The sequence below is a fragment of the Curtobacterium sp. PhB128 genome (genome assembly GCF_004340725.1).
GTDB lineage: Bacteria > Actinomycetota > Actinomycetes > Actinomycetales > Microbacteriaceae > Curtobacterium.
On record NZ_SLUR01000008.1, the window covers coordinates 99,050 to 113,112 of the forward strand.

12 protein-coding genes are annotated in these 14,063 nt (G+C 72.8%); 11 read left to right on the forward strand and 1 reads right to left on the reverse strand.

Annotated elements, in window-relative coordinates; all coding sequences use genetic code 11:
• The first annotated feature begins 39 nt into the window (after nucleotides 1–39).
• From EDF23_RS14390 to EDF23_RS14410, 5 genes are read left to right on the forward strand one after another with little or no spacing between them, the layout of a single operon-like run.
• Nucleotides 40–1,281, forward strand: a complete 1,242-nt coding sequence (locus EDF23_RS14390) for an aminotransferase class V-fold PLP-dependent enzyme (RefSeq protein ID WP_131844896.1) — start codon at nucleotides 40–42, stop codon at nucleotides 1,279–1,281.
• Nucleotides 1,278–2,372, forward strand: coding sequence for an FAD-dependent oxidoreductase (locus tag EDF23_RS14395; protein WP_131922027.1), 1,095 nt, complete (start codon nucleotides 1,278–1,280; stop codon nucleotides 2,370–2,372). Before EDF23_RS14390 ends, EDF23_RS14395 begins: the two co-directional genes overlap by 4 nt.
• Nucleotides 2,369–3,925: a gamma-glutamyltransferase gene (locus EDF23_RS14400; RefSeq protein WP_131922028.1), complete on the forward strand. Its 1,557-nt coding sequence runs from the start codon at nucleotides 2,369–2,371 to the stop codon at nucleotides 3,923–3,925. The genes EDF23_RS14395 and EDF23_RS14400 overlap by 4 nt, the downstream gene beginning before the upstream one ends.
• A 28-nt stretch (nucleotides 3,926–3,953) precedes the next feature.
• The gene (locus tag EDF23_RS14405) at nucleotides 3,954–5,969 is read left to right on the forward strand and encodes a primary-amine oxidase (protein ID WP_131922029.1); all 2,016 of its coding nucleotides are present in this window, start codon (nucleotides 3,954–3,956) and stop codon (nucleotides 5,967–5,969) included.
• Nucleotides 5,969–7,402 (forward strand): amidase family protein, encoded by a 1,434-nt coding sequence (locus EDF23_RS14410; RefSeq protein ID WP_131922030.1) that lies wholly within the window; start codon nucleotides 5,969–5,971, stop codon nucleotides 7,400–7,402. The genes EDF23_RS14405 and EDF23_RS14410 overlap by 1 nt, the downstream gene beginning before the upstream one ends.
• A 102-nt stretch (nucleotides 7,403–7,504) precedes the next feature.
• Here EDF23_RS14410 and EDF23_RS14415 read toward each other — a convergent pair whose 3' ends face one another.
• The gene (locus tag EDF23_RS14415; RefSeq protein WP_207895505.1) at nucleotides 7,505–8,200 is read right to left on the reverse strand and encodes a GntR family transcriptional regulator; all 696 of its coding nucleotides are present in this window, start codon (nucleotides 8,198–8,200) and stop codon (nucleotides 7,505–7,507) included.
• Nucleotides 8,201–8,310: 110 nt separating this feature from the next.
• Between EDF23_RS14415 and EDF23_RS14420 the strand changes: the two genes are divergently transcribed.
• From EDF23_RS14420 to EDF23_RS14445, 6 genes are all read left to right on the forward strand, one after another.
• Nucleotides 8,311–8,811: a hypothetical protein gene (locus EDF23_RS14420; RefSeq protein WP_131922031.1), complete on the forward strand. Its 501-nt coding sequence runs from the start codon at nucleotides 8,311–8,313 to the stop codon at nucleotides 8,809–8,811.
• Nucleotides 8,812–8,952: 141 nt separating this feature from the next.
• Nucleotides 8,953–9,714, forward strand: coding sequence for an amidohydrolase family protein (locus EDF23_RS14425; RefSeq protein WP_111086473.1), 762 nt, complete (start codon nucleotides 8,953–8,955; stop codon nucleotides 9,712–9,714).
• On the forward strand, nucleotides 9,711–10,262 hold the full coding sequence (locus tag EDF23_RS14430) for a cytidine deaminase (protein ID WP_131922032.1): 552 nt from the start codon (nucleotides 9,711–9,713) through the stop codon (nucleotides 10,260–10,262). The genes EDF23_RS14425 and EDF23_RS14430 overlap by 4 nt, the downstream gene beginning before the upstream one ends.
• A 113-nt stretch (nucleotides 10,263–10,375) precedes the next feature.
• A complete protein-coding gene (locus tag EDF23_RS14435) occupies nucleotides 10,376–10,981 on the forward strand; it encodes an isochorismatase family cysteine hydrolase (protein WP_131922033.1) in 606 nt (201 codons plus the stop codon).
• Nucleotides 10,974–12,365 (forward strand): amidohydrolase family protein, encoded by a 1,392-nt coding sequence (locus EDF23_RS14440; RefSeq protein WP_131922034.1) that lies wholly within the window; start codon nucleotides 10,974–10,976, stop codon nucleotides 12,363–12,365. Before EDF23_RS14435 ends, EDF23_RS14440 begins: the two co-directional genes overlap by 8 nt.
• Nucleotides 12,366–12,475: 110 nt before the next feature.
• Nucleotides 12,476–14,056 carry an ABC transporter substrate-binding protein gene (locus EDF23_RS14445; RefSeq protein ID WP_165901137.1) on the forward strand — a complete coding sequence of 527 codons (1,581 nt, stop codon included), beginning with the start codon at nucleotides 12,476–12,478 and terminating at the stop codon, nucleotides 14,054–14,056.
• Nucleotides 14,057–14,063 lie beyond the last annotated feature (7 nt).

The following is a 14,063-nucleotide window of genomic DNA, read 5'->3' on the forward strand; positions in this document are numbered from 1 at the left end:
GGCGTCCGGGGGTGACGCGCACGAGGGAGGACCCGCGACATGACGATCGGTCTCGAGGACGGCACGATGGCCGCCCAGGCAGTGACGGCGATCGACGTGGCCGCCGAGCGGTCCCGCACCGCCGGCACCGCAGGGCGCCACTACTTCAACGCGGCCGGCGCGGGCCTGGTCAGCGACGGCGTCCTGGAGGCAGTGGTCACCCACCTGCGCCGGGAACAGCGGGTGGGTGGGTACGAAGCCGCCAACCAGGTCGCCGACGAGGTCGCCGGCGTCTACACCGCGGCCGCCACCCTGCTCGGGTCGGCGCCGGACGAGATCGCCCTGTTCGACAGCGCCACGAGCGGCCTGCGCGGTGTCTTCGACGCGCTGCGGCTCGGTGCCGGGGACACCGTCGTCGCACCCCGCTCCAGCTACGTCAGCCAGGCGCTCCGGTTGTTGGCCATGCAGCGGCACGACGACGTGCGGCTCGAGGTCGTGCCGAGCGACGCCACCGGTGCCATGGACCTCGAGGCCCTGGACCGCGCCGTCGCCGGAGCGAGCGGCCGTGTCGTCGTGAGCGCGGTGCACGTGCCGACCTCGTCCGGCCTCGTCGAACCGATCGCGGAGATCAGCGCCGTCGCCCGTCGCCACGGCGCCCTGACCGTCGTCGACGCCACGCAGTCCGTCGGCCAGATCGACATCGACGTGCGCGCCGTCGACTGCGACGCCCTCGTCACCACCGGCCGGAAGTTCCTGCGTGGGCCGCGCGGCACCGGGATCGCCTACCTGCGCCGCGGGATGCTCGAGGGCGTCGGTGCGTGGGCGCCGGATGTCCGCGGAGCCGTCTGGACCGGCGAGGATGAGTGGACGATGGACGGCACCGCGCGACAGCTCGAGACGTGGGAGTGCTCCGTCGCCGCACGGCTCGGCCTCGGAGTGGCGCTGCGCGAGGCCCTCGACCGCGGGCCGGCGGCGACCGAGGCACACCTGGTCGGCCTCGGCGCCCACCTGCGCACCGCGCTCGACGCCGTGGACGGCGTCACCGTGGCGGACCCGTCCGCGTCAGCGTCCGCGATCGTCACCTTCACGGTCGACGGCGTCGCCGGCAAGGAGGTCTCGGCCCGGCTCCGGCAGCGCCGCATCGACTCCATCTCCGTCCCCGCGAGCCACGCGCAGTGGGACCTGGGCGCCCGTGGCCTGCCGAGCGTCGTCCGCGTCTCGCCGCACGTGTACAACGACGACGAGGACGTCCGGGTCCTGCTCGAGGGCGTCGCGGACGTCGTCGCCGAGGTCCGCGCGTGACGGCCGTGCACGACGTCGTCGTCCTCGGACTCGGCATCCACGGATCCGCCGCCACGTACGAGCTCGCGCGTCGCGGCCTCGACGTCGTCGCGGTGGAGCGCTTCGCACCGGGGCACGAGCGCGGCTCGTCGCACGGCGCCACCCGGATGATCCGCCGCGCCTACCCACACCCGGTGTGGAACGACCTCGTCGACCGTGCGTACCGCGGGTGGGACCGCTGGGGGACCGCAGCCGGCGCGCCCTTCCTGCACCGGACCGGTGGACTGTACGCGCACCGGGGCGAGCCGACGATGCAGGGTGGGGCGAGCCTCCCGGTCGACCGCGCAGCCTGGCCGACGCTCGCGCCCTCGCTGCGTCCGCCCGAGACGTACGGCGCGGTCCACGACCCCGACGCCGGTGTGCTCGAGGCCGCACGGGCACTCGCGTTCGCGCAGTCCGCCGCCGCGGCGGCCGGCGCCGACCTGCGGTACGGCGAGACCGTGCTCGACTGGCAGGTCGACGACGGCGTCGTCACCGTCCGGACCGACGCCGGCAGTGTCCGCGCGCGACGGCTCGTGCTCGCCGGCGGCGCCTGGGCGTCGCACCTGGTACCCGAGGCCGCCGCGTTCTTCGAGGTCTGGCGCATCGTCACGCTCACCGCGCCGACGGGGCAGACCGTGGCGCAGCCACCCGCGCTCGGGTGCTTCTCGGTCGACCTGCCGGAGGGGCTCGTCTTCGGGCTCCCGGAGACCGCCGGATCCGGCGCGAAGATCGGCATCGACGCCGGACCCGTGTGGGACCCGGACGTGCCCGTCGCACCGCCGACCGAGGCCGAGGTCGCGCACCTGGCCGAGCTCCTCGAAGGGTTCGTCCCCGGCATCGTCACCGACGGTGCCCAGGCAGTCGCGTGCCTGTACACGATGACCCCGGACAAGCGGTTCGTCGTCGGCGCCCTGCCCGAGCAGCCCGAGGTGCTCCTCGCCGCAGCCTGCTCCGGCCACGGCTTCAAGTTCGGGCCGGCGATCGGTGCGGCCGTCGCCGACCTGGTGCAGGGCATCGACCGCCCCGACCTCGCGTTCCTCAGCCCCGCACGGATGGTGACCACCGCATGACCGCCCCAGCAGCACCCTCCACCCGACGCGTCGCCGTCGCCGCACCGCACCCGGCCGCCCTCGACGCCGCCGCCGAGGCGGTCGCGGCCGGCGGGGACGCCATCGACGCCGCGCTCGCTGCGGCCACCGCACTGACCGTCGTCTACCCGCACCAGTGCAGCATCGGCGGGGACCTCGTCGCCCTCGTCCGTCGGCCAGGACAGCCCGTCGTCGCCGTGGTCTCCGCCGGCGCCGCACCGGCCGGCATCGACGTCGCGGCGCTCGCGCAGCAGGACCGGATGCCCCGGCAGGGTGCCCAGACCGTCACGGTCCCCGGCGTCGTCGCCGGGTGGCAGGCGATCGACGCACTCGGCGGCCGGCTCGGGCTCGGCGACCCGTTGACCCGCGCAGCACGACTCGCGGCCGACGGGGTCCCCGTCTCCGCCGGACTCGGCCGTGCGATCGCGGTCCGGACCGACGAGCTCCACGTCGATCCCGGGATGCGCGAGGTCTTCACCGACGACGCCGGGGCGCTCCTGGCCGAAGGCGACGCGCTCGTGCAGCCGGCACTCGCCGCGACCCTGACCGAACTCGCTGCCGACCCGGGCGCGATGTACCGGGGACGGATCGCCGCCTCGATCACCGCTCGGCTGCGGGAGCTCGGTGGCACCCACACCGAGGCCGACTTCGCCGCGCACGACGCCGAGCTCGTCGAGCCCCGCGGCACGACGATCGGCGGTGCCCGATGGTGGGTCGCGCCGCCACCCACGCAGGGCGTCGTGCTGCTCGGGATCCTGCCGGAAGCACTCGCCGGCGGCAGTGAGCACGGCACCGCGACCTCCGCGGCCGCCGACCTCGTCGACGCCGTGCACCGTGCCGCGCTCGTCCGCCAGGCCGAACTCGGCGACCCCCGCGGCGGCTCCATCGACGTCGCAGCGATGCTCGACCCACGCGACTCCGGTCGGGTCGGCGCACTGCCCCGCGCCGGCCGTGCCCTCGGCGACACGGTCGCGGTGACCGCTGCGGACAGCGACGGCACCGTCGTCACGCTCATCCAGAGCGTCTACCAGCTCTTCGGCTCCGGCATCCTCGACCCGGGGACGGGCGTGGTCCTGCACAACCGCGGCTCCGCCTTCAGCACCGACCCCGCGCACCCCGCCCACGTCGGAGCGGGCCTGCGACCGCCGCACACCCTGTTGCCGGTGATCGCCGAGACGGACGACCTGGTGCTCGGCCTCGGCTGCCAGGGCGGCAGCGCCCAGCCGTGGATCCTCGCCCAGCTCGCCCGTGACCTGGTCGCCGCGGGCAGTGATCCCGACGAGGTCCTCGGCCGACCGCGGTTCGTGATCGGTGCGCGCGACCTCGGGCACGAGGTGATGACGCTCGTCGCCGAACCCGGTTCCGAGGACGCGATCGCCGCGGCCGAAGCCCTCGGCCTGCCGGTCGCCCGCACCGACGGCCCCGTCGACGAGGCCGGGCACGTGCAGATCGTCCGGCTGCACGCGGACGGACACCTCGACGCCGCGAGCGACCCCCGCGCGGACGGCCGCGCCGTCGTCCTCGACGCCCACTGACCGCACGATCCACCCGAGAAGGAAGCCCATGAGCAGCACCCACGTCCTCGATCCGCTGACCTCCGTCGAGATCGCCTCCTTCGTCACCGCCGTCCGTGCCTCCGGGCGCATCGGGGCCCGGCCGCGCTTCTGGGGGATCGCGCTCGACGAGGAGAAGGCCAGGGGCACGACCGCCGGTGGCGCCCGTCCGGTGCGGATCGTCGTGATGGACCCGGACGCCCACGCCGCGTGGGAGGTGCGCGGGTGGACCGCCGGCCCGGACTCGCCCGCGATCGTCGAGCTGTGGACCGACGTGGACCACCGTCGCCCCGGCGTCTCGAGTGACGAAGCACGGCTCATCGCGCAGGCCGCACGGAAGTCGCCGCTCATCATCGAGGCGCTCGCGAAGCGCGGGATCACCGACACGTCGCTCGTCTGGGTCGACCCGGAGTCGATCACGGGCTTCGTGCCCGAGGACCTCGCCGACCGCCGCCTGAGCTGGGGCACGGTCTGGTACCGCGAGTTCCCCGAGGACAACGGTTACGCACGACCCGTCGCCGGGCTCGTCCCGATCCTCGACCTCGACACCCTCGAGGTCATCCGGATCGAGGACCACGGCGTCATTCCGATGGCGAGCGAGACCGGCGTCTACACCTCCGGCACCTGGGGTCCCGACCGCGAGGTCTCCGCGCTCGACATCGTCCAGCCGAACGGTCCCGGCTTCACGATCGACGGGCACGAGGTCCGCTGGCAGAACTGGACGTTCCGTGTCGGCTTCTCACACCGCGAGGGGCTCGTGCTGCACGACCTGTCCTACCGTGACGGCGACGTCGAGCGCTCGGTGCTGCACCGTGCGGCCGTCAACGAGATGTACGTGCCGTACCTGGACAGCGACCCGACCGCGTACCGGAAGAACTTCTTCGACTGGGGCGAGTACGGCGCCGGCCCGCTCACCGCGAGCCTCGAGCTCGGTTGCGACTGCCTGGGGGAGATCCGCTACTTCGACGTCGACTTCCTGGACGGCCACGGCGAACCGCAGACCATCGTCAACGGCATCTGCCTGCACGAGGAGGACGACTCGATCCTCTGGAAGCACGTCAACACCCGCACCGGCAGCGCCGAGGTCCGTCGCAGCCGCCGACTCGTGATCTCGAGCTTCGCGACCGTGGCGAACTACGACTACGGCTTCTACTGGTCGCTGTACCAGGACGGCTCCGTCGAGCTCGAGGTGAAGCTCACCGGCCTGATGTCGGTGTCCGGCATCGCCGACGGCGAGACCCCGCGGTACGGCCGGATGGTCGCACCGAACGTGCAGGCCCCGACGCACCAGCACTACTTCGCCGTCCGGCTCGACACCGCCGTCGACGGGCCGTTGAACCGGCTGGTCGAGGTGCACGCCGAGCCCGAGCCCGACGAGGCCCTGAACCCCTACGGCAACGCCTGCATCGCGGTCGAGACGCCGATCGGTTCCGAGGCCGACGGCGCCCGGATGACCGACCCGGCCCGCGCGCTGCACTGGCGCATCGAGAGCGAGTCCGCGCAGAACCGCTACGGCGAGAGCACGGCCTACCGACTGGCGGTCCAGAACACCGCGCAGCTGCACGTCCGCCCCGGCAGCATCGTCGAGCGGAAGGCGCCGTTCGTCGCGAAGCACCTCTGGGCGAGCGCCTTCGACCCCGAGGAGCGCTTCATCGCCGGCGAGTACCCGAACCAGGGCGAGCTCGGCGACGACGGGGTGCACGTCTGGCAGCAGGCGGACCGGTCCCTCGAGAACGAGCGCCTCGTGCTGTGGCCCGTCCTCGGCGTGCACCACTTCCCGCGTCCCGAACAGTGGCCGATCATGCCCGTCGACACGATCGGCTTCCGGCTCGAACCGGACGGCTTCTTCGACCGGAACCCCTCGCTCGACGTCCCGCCGTCGGCGACCGACCACTGCGCGCCGGGTTCCGGCCACGACCACGACCACGCGGCGCACGACCACGCGGCGCACGACCACCACACCGACGCCGCGCACGACGGGCACGTCCACGCCGAGCAGCAGCACGACCACGAGGGCGGCCGCTGATGCCCGCGCCCGAGCACACCCCGGAGCACCTCGCCGACTGGTCCGCCGTCCGCCTGGCCGACGCCGTCGCGAACCGCGAGGTGTCGGCGGTGGAGGTGATGCGCGCCCACCTGGACCGGATCGAGGAACGCAACCCGCGCCTCCAGGCCGTCGTCTCCCAGCAGCCCGACTCGGTCTCGTTGGCCGCGGCAGAAGCGGCGGACCGCCGCACCGCCGCGGCACGCGCCGCGGGCGAACCGCTCCCGCTCCTGCACGGCCTGCCCACCGCGGTGAAGGACCTGATGGACGTCGCCGGCCTGCCGACCACGAACGGGTCGGCGGCGTTCGCCGACGCGCGCCCCGCCGAGCACGACAGCGTCCTCGCGACGCTGCTCCGCGATGCCGGCGCGATCATCATCGGCAAGACGAACACGCCGGAGATGGGCCAGGGCGTGCTGACCTTCAACCCGGTGTTCGGCACGACCGTGAACCCGTGGGACACCTCGCGGCACGCGGGTGGGTCCAGTGGTGGCGCCGCAGCGGCCCTCGCCGGGCGGATCCTGCCGATCGCCGACGGCTCCGACAGCGGCGGGAGCCTGCGCTACCCGGCCGCGTTCTGCAACGTCGTCGGCGTCCGGCCGAGCCCGGGCCGGGTGCCGAGCGGCCGGACCGGCAACGCCTGGACGCCGCACGGCGTCACCGGCCCGATGGCACGCGACTCCGCCGACGCCGCACGCTTCATGGAAGCCCTGGCCGTCGAGAAGACCGTCTGGCCGATGTCCGCCATGACGCAGCACCCGGTCCGACCGGTGGAGCTCGACGGCCTGCGCGTCGCGTGGAGCGAGGACGCCGGCGGCCTGCCGATCGACCCGGCCGTGCGTGCCGTGCACCGCGCGTTCGGCGAGCAGCTCGCCGGGCTCGGCGCGGTCGTCGAGGCGGACGAGCCCGACTTCGCGGGTGCGGACGAGGCGTGGGAGACCATCGAGACGTTCGAGTTCTTCCTGGGTGGCCGGCACGCCGTCGACGCCGGTGCCAGCGGGTTCCGTCCCGACTACGTCCGGAACGTCGAGCAGGGGCGCGCCACCACGGCGGCGCAGCTCGCCGATGCGTACGAGCGTCGGACCCGGATGTACCGGGACACGGCTGCGGTGCTCGACCGGCACGACGTGCTCGTGCTGCCGGCGACGCCGGTGGTCGCACCGCCGGCCGAGGTCGAGTGGGTCGACGAGGTCGACGGCCACCGCTTCGACCGCTACTTCACGTGGCAGATGCTCGCGAACCGGCTGACGTTGACGGCGCACCCGGTCGTGGTGACCGCAGCCGGGTTCACGCCCGAGGGGCTGCCGGTCGGCGTGCAGGTCGTCGGGCGGTACGGCCGCGAGGACCAGCTGCTCGCGGTGACGCGCGCGATCGAGGAGGCCACCGGCTGGATCCGGCGGGCGCCGGTCCTGTAGACGGCCGGCGCGGTCCGGTCGGGAGGCGCGGGTCGACCCCGCCCCGTCGGTGCAGGGCCGCGCGGTCCGGTCTCTCGCGCCGCTTCCGCTGGTCGCGCCGGGTCAGCCGGTGAAGACGGTGGACGAGCGGCGCTCGTACCAGTGCGCCAGGTGCTCGCCGGCGCGCAGGACGTGGTCGCGCATGAGCTCGGCGGCGCGCTCGCGGTCCCAGGCGACGAGCGCCTCGATGAGCTCCTCGTGCTCGCGGAAGTTCTCCTCGCGGTGCCGGGAGTTCTCGCGGAGCACCAGGGCCGAGACGTTCCGGGGGAAGGCGTCGTTGATCTCGACGAGCATCCGGGTCAACCGGGTGTTGCCGGAGGCCTGGTAGATGAGCCCGTGGAACTGGTCGTTGTCGCTGCCCTCGCGCTGCTTCGGCTGCTCGCCCTCGGCCGCCGCCAGGGAGCGCTCGTACATCGCCTGGTTCACCGAGCGGAGCTGCGCGATCGTGGCGTCGTCGAGCCGGTCGACGGCGCGACGGGCTGCGAGCGACTCGAGCTCGGCGCGGACCTCGTACGCCTCGCGGACCTCCCACGGCACCGGCACCCGGACCACCGCGCCACGGTTCGGCACGACCTCGATGAGGCCGCCGGTCTGCAGCTGCCGGAGCGCTTCGCGGACCGGGGTGCGGCTGATGCCGAACTGCGCCGCGAGGTCGGCCTGACGGAGCGGTGCGCCGATGGGGATCTCGCCGGACATGATCTTCGCGCGGATCCGGGCGGCGAGGTCGTCGACGAGTGCATTGCCGTCGCTGGTGGTCACGTCGTGGTCTCCCTCGGTACGTCGTCACAGCGAACCCCCGCTGCGGATCCAATCCTGCCAGGTGTTGGATCCCGTTGCCGTATCCGACTCGCTCGTGATTGGATCCAATCATGTCCGTGTTGCTCGTCGTCATGCTCGTCGCAGCCGTCGGTGCGCTCGGGCTCGGCATCGCTGGCGGGCGACGGGTCGGGCCGGTCGCCCTCGTCGCCGAGGCGGTGATGCTCGTCGCGATGCTCGACGTCCACGTGCTGGCACTCCACGTGGTGCCGGCGCCGTTCTGGGCACTCCTGCTCGGTGGCTGCGCGATGGGCACGGCTGCGGTGGACCGGTGGCGTCGCCGGAGTCGGCCCGGTGGCGACCACCTGCACGCGCTCGGGATGCTGCTCGGCGCGGTGTTCGTGCTGCTCGCAGGTGGCCATGCAGGTGCTGGTGCCGGCGCGGGGCACTCCCACGGTGCGGTGCTGCTGCCGGTCGGGGTGGCGGTCGCGGTGCACGCCGGTGTGGTGCTGTGGAACGTCGTCGGCGGCCGGGTGCCGCGGGTCGAGTCCGTGCGCCGGGCGGCGTCACTGGTGAGCGTGCTGGCCATGGGCGCGATGGTCGTCGTGCACTGAGCCGGCGCGGCGGGGGTGTGTCGCGCCTCCAGGCTGGGTGTCTCGCACCCCAGTGCTACCAAATTGGATCCAATTCTGGCAGTATCGGATCACATGTGCGGGAGTTCCGCCCCACGAGCCGCCGACGAGGAGACGCCCACGATGATCATCGACGCCTACAACACCACGCAGGACCGCCGCGGCCGCAGTGACTACCTGAGCGGCGTGCGCCCGGGCGAGGAGCCGCCGGCGTACACGCCGTTCGACGCGAACCGGATCCTCGACCGCATGGACGCCGCGGGGGTCGACCGCGCCATGGTCTGCTCGCTCGCGCAGGGGATCGAGAACGACTTCCTGATGGACCTGGTCGCCGCGCACCCGGACCGGCTGTTCGGCTTCGGCCAGGTCATGCCGCAGTGGGAGAACGCGACCGACGAGATCCGTCGCTTCGCCGAGGGCGGGCTGGTCGGCCTGAAGCTGCACCCCAGCCTGCACGGCTACCACGTCGCGGACCACGGCCTGCTCGACCCGCTGTTCGAGGTCTGCGCCGAGCTCGGCCTGCCCGTGCTGATCAACGCACTCGACGACGCGTTCTGTGCACCGTTCTCCATCGAGGAGATCGCGAAGAACTTCCCGACGGTGCCGACGATCATCGCCCACATGGGTGCGGTGTGGAACGTGCCCGAGGCGATCATCGTCGCCGAGCGGAACCCGCACGTGTACCTCGAGACCTCGGCCACCCTGATGTCCGACGTCAAGCGGGCGTACGCGCGCCTCGGTGCGGAGAAGATCCTGCTGGGGTCGGAGTGGCCGGGCAGCGACTTCGACCTCGAGCGCATGAAGATCGCGAAGGCGATCCCGGACGAGGCCGACCGGGCCCTGGTCGAGGGTGGCAACATGGCGCGAATCCTGGGCTGGTCGTGAGCGACACGACGGGCGGGGCTCCGTCCGGCGGCAGTGACCGTCCGGTGCTCGCCGGCCCGCCGTCCGGCATGGACGCCGCGGACCAGGAGCTGCTCCGGATCGCGACGGACGTGCTCGACCGGCGGTACCGCACGGGGGTGCACGAGGTCGCCGCGGCACTCCGGCTCGCCGACGGCAGTGCGGTCACCGGGCTGCACGTCGAGGCATCGGCCGGTCGCGCGTCGGTCTGCGCCGAGTCTGCTGCGCTGAGTGCAGCCGTCGTCGCCGGGTCGCCGGTGGTGTCGGTCGTGGGGGTGCTCCGCAGGCCGGGCGGGACGATGCACCTGATCGAGCCGTGCGGGGTCTGCGCGGAGCTGCTCGGAGACCACGCGCCCGACGCCCGGGTGTGGGTCGCGGTCGGGAACGGGTTCGGGCCGGTCGGGGTCGCCGAGCTGCTGCCCTTCCGGCGGCGGCGGAGCGCGCGGGCGGCGGCTGGAGCGGTGACGGCGCCCGCGGGGACACCGCCCGGTTCGGCGACACCGCCCGGTTCGGCGACACCTGAGGTTTAACACCGCGGAAACACCCCGGACCCCTGCGGTGCCGGATCCCGCCAGAGGATGACGGCGACGGCGCGCACCGGTCCCCACCCGCTGCACGATCCGTCCCGGAAGGAACCACCAGCATGCTCGCCGTCTCCGGCAACCCCGTCCTGATCGTCGTCGACATCCAGGGCGGAGCTGCCTCGACGATGCCCACGCCCGGCATCCCCGTGATGGGCGGCCGTGCCGAGCGCGCACCGCGCGTCCGTGACCTCATCGAGCACTGCCGCTCCTCGGGTGTGCCCGTCGTCTTCATCCAGGAGGTCCACAAGCCGGACCTCGTCGACATCGGCCGTGAGCTCGACGGTGCCGAGGGCCCGCACTGCATCGAGGGCGAGGAGCAGACCGAGCTGGCCTCGTGGATCGACCCTCGGCCCGAGGAGTTCGTCATCCGCAAGCGGCGCTACTCGGCGTTCTTCGGCACCGAGCTCGAGATCGTGCTCAAGGCGTACAGGGCCGGCACCGTCCTGCTCGTCGGCGGACTCACCGACGTCTGCATCCACTACACGGCGGCCGACGCCCACCAGCACGACTACGCCGTCCGGGTCCTGACCGACTGCGTCGCCGGGTCGAGCGAACGCGCGCACGACGCGGCACTGGAGGCGATCGGGTACCTGCAGCGGGACGCCCTCGTGACCGCTGCGGACGTGCGCACCTGGCTCGACGAGCGGGAGGCCGTCGGTGTGTGAGGCGGCCGGCCGGTCCGCGCGGCTCGTCGTCGGACACGTCCGGACGATGGACCCCGGGGTGCCGACCGCCGAGGCCCTGCTCGTCGTCGGCGACCGGATCGCGGCGGTCGGGACGCTCGACGACGTGCGGGCGGCGGCTCCGGAGGGCACGGCCGAGGACCACGTCGAGGGCACCGTCCTGCCGGGGTTCACCGACGCCCACGCGCACGCGCAGCGCGCCGGACTCAAAGCGCTGCAGCTCGTGGACGGCGACGCCGACGCCGCGACGTTCTCGGCCGCGATGCTCGCCGACGGCGACGCGGACCCGGACGCCCCGGACTGGATCGGGGACGCACCGCCGACGCTCGGGGACCGGCTCGCCGCGATCCGCCGCATCCAGCCGCTGCTGCACGCGATGGGGTTCACCGGTGTCGTCGACCCGGCCGTCACGCTGCCCGAGCTCGAGGGATACCGGGAGGCGCACCGGCAGGGACTCCTGACCCTGCGCGTGGTCGCGATGCCCTACCCCGAGCTCGGCAGTGCAGCGGTTCCCGACGTCGATGCGGCCCTGGCGGTGCTCGACTCGATCGACGGCGTGACCGGTGACGGCGACGAACGCCTCCGGCTCGGCCCGGTCAAGGTCTACTACGACGGCGAGGGCATGAAGGGGCAGGCGCTGCTCGAACGGCCCTGGACCGGCGACGACCACGGCGTGCAGCGGATCTCGGTGGCTGACTTCGCACGCCTTGCAGCGTCGTGCGTGGCCGCGGGGTGGGGGCTCGGCGTCCACGCGGTGGGCAGTCGTGCGGTCGCCGAGGTGCTCGACGGGCTCGAGGCAGCGGAACGGGACACGGGACGATCGGTCGCCGGACTCCGCTGCCAGCTCATCCACGCGTACCTCGAGCCGAGCGTCGCGAGCGCCGACCGTGCCGCACGCCTCGGTGTCGTGGCGTCGCTGCAGCCCTCGATCGCCTGGAAGAACGCCGCCGGGCTGCAGCGCCGGCTCGGCAGCCGTGTCGACGAGGTCAACCCGATGCGGACCTGGGCCGACGCCGGTGCTACGGTCGCCATGGGCTCGGACGCGCCGTACTTCCCCTTCGACCCGCGCGAGGTGGTCCCCGTCGCCGCAGCCCGTCGGATGCGCGGCCTCGACGAGCCGATCGGCCCGGCACAGGCACTCTCGGTGCTCGAGGCGGTCGAGGCCTACACGCGCGGTGCGGCACACGCGTCCTTCGCCGAGGATCGCCGCGGCGTGCTGCGCGCCGGCGCCCTGGCGGACTGGGTGCTGCTCGATGTGGACCCGGCCGCGTGCACGGTCGACGAGTTCGCCGCGGCGCGGGTCCTGCGCACCGACGTCGGCGGCGTGACGGTCTTCGACGCCGCGGCTCGTCCCGGGCAGATGTAATCCACTCGAAACATAGTTGGATGCGGATTGTTCTAAATTGGATCCAAGTTGGACCCGCCCCTGGGACTGACTCCCTGGCATCACCCCGAATCCCACTGGAGGACAGCACCATGGTGAGGAAGCGCATCCTCGTCGGCGTCGCGTTGGCGACCGCCGTCGGACTCTCCCTGAGCGCGTGCACCGCGTCCGGCTCCGCTGACGGCGGCGACAGCTCGTCGAGCACCGACACGATCAACGCAGAGCTCTGGTACGCCCCGGCCACCTTCGACCCTGCGAAGGCCTCGGCCAGCTCGGACGTCGAGGTCGCACGACTCGGCTTCGACACCCTGCTCCGGCAGGGCGAGGGCGACGACGGCGGCTACATCGGCGGGCTCGCGACGAAGTGGGACGCCGAGTCGGCGTCGAAGTACGAGTTCACGATCCGCGACGGCGCCACGTGCTCCGACGGCACCGAGATCACGCCGACGGTCGTCGAGAAGTCCTTCGAGTACCTGGTCGGCCTCGACGACTCGGGTGCGCAGACCTGGAAGAACCAGGCCTTCGGCTCGGGTGAACCGAAGTTCACCGCCGACGACGCCGCCGGCACGCTGACGATCTCGCTCAGCGAGCCGTACTCGCAGCTGCTCGGCGGCCTGACCCGCCCCGGTACCGGGATCATCTGCCCGGCCGGTCTCGCCGACACGAAGGGCCTCGCGGCCGGCACCGTCGACGGCGCCTGGTCCGGCCCGTACACGCTCGCGAAGTCCTCGGCCGGCAAGAGCGTCTCCTACGCGCTGCGGTCCGACTACGACGCCTGGCCGGCGTGGAAGACCGTCACCGGTGAGCCGGCCAAGACGATCAACCTGACCGTGCAGGGCGACTCGAACACGAGCGCCAACCTGCTGCAGTCCGGCGGTGTCGACGTCGCACGCTTCTACGACTCGAACGCCGAGCGCTTCAGCGGCGACGACTACTCCACCGTGAAGTTCGCCAGCTCGGCCTACAACCTCGTGTTCAACGAGGCAGAGGGCTCCGGCTCGGTGTTCGCCGACGACCAGCCGCTCCGTGCCGCGGTCGCTCAGGCGATCGACACGAAGGGGTTCAACAACGCCGGTCTCGACGGACTCGGGGTCGAGCAGAACACGGTGAACGCGGCGAGCTACCGCTGCGCGGTGGACGACTCGTCGCTCGTGCAGTCCTACGACGCGAAGGCCGCGACGAAGGAGCTCACGGGCAAGACGATCCGCCTGCTCATCATGTCGAACTGGGACCCCGCCGCCGACTTCCTGGCGGAGTCGCTGCGGAACGCCGGTGCGACCGTGAAGGTCTCGGCACCGGACCCTGCCGACTGGACCAAGCAGATGCGCACCGAGCCCAAGACCTGGGACGTCGCCGTGGCGGCCGAGGACGCGCAGACCGGGCTGATCAACACCTCGATCGCGCGCTACGTCGGACCGACCTACGCCGAGGGCGGCACGAACGTGTCCTCGAGCGACAACCCCGAGGGACTCGCGGCCTACCAGGCGGCGATGGCCACGTCGGACGCCGACCAGCAGTGCGAGGACTTCGCCACCGCGCAGAAGTCGATCCTCGAGCGCGTCGACATGACCCCGCTCATCACGGACACGCACCGGTACGTCGCCCGCAAGGGCTTCGAGACCCACGTGTTCTCGGGCTACTGGGACGTCTCCGCGATGCGGATCGTCTCCTGATCGCCTG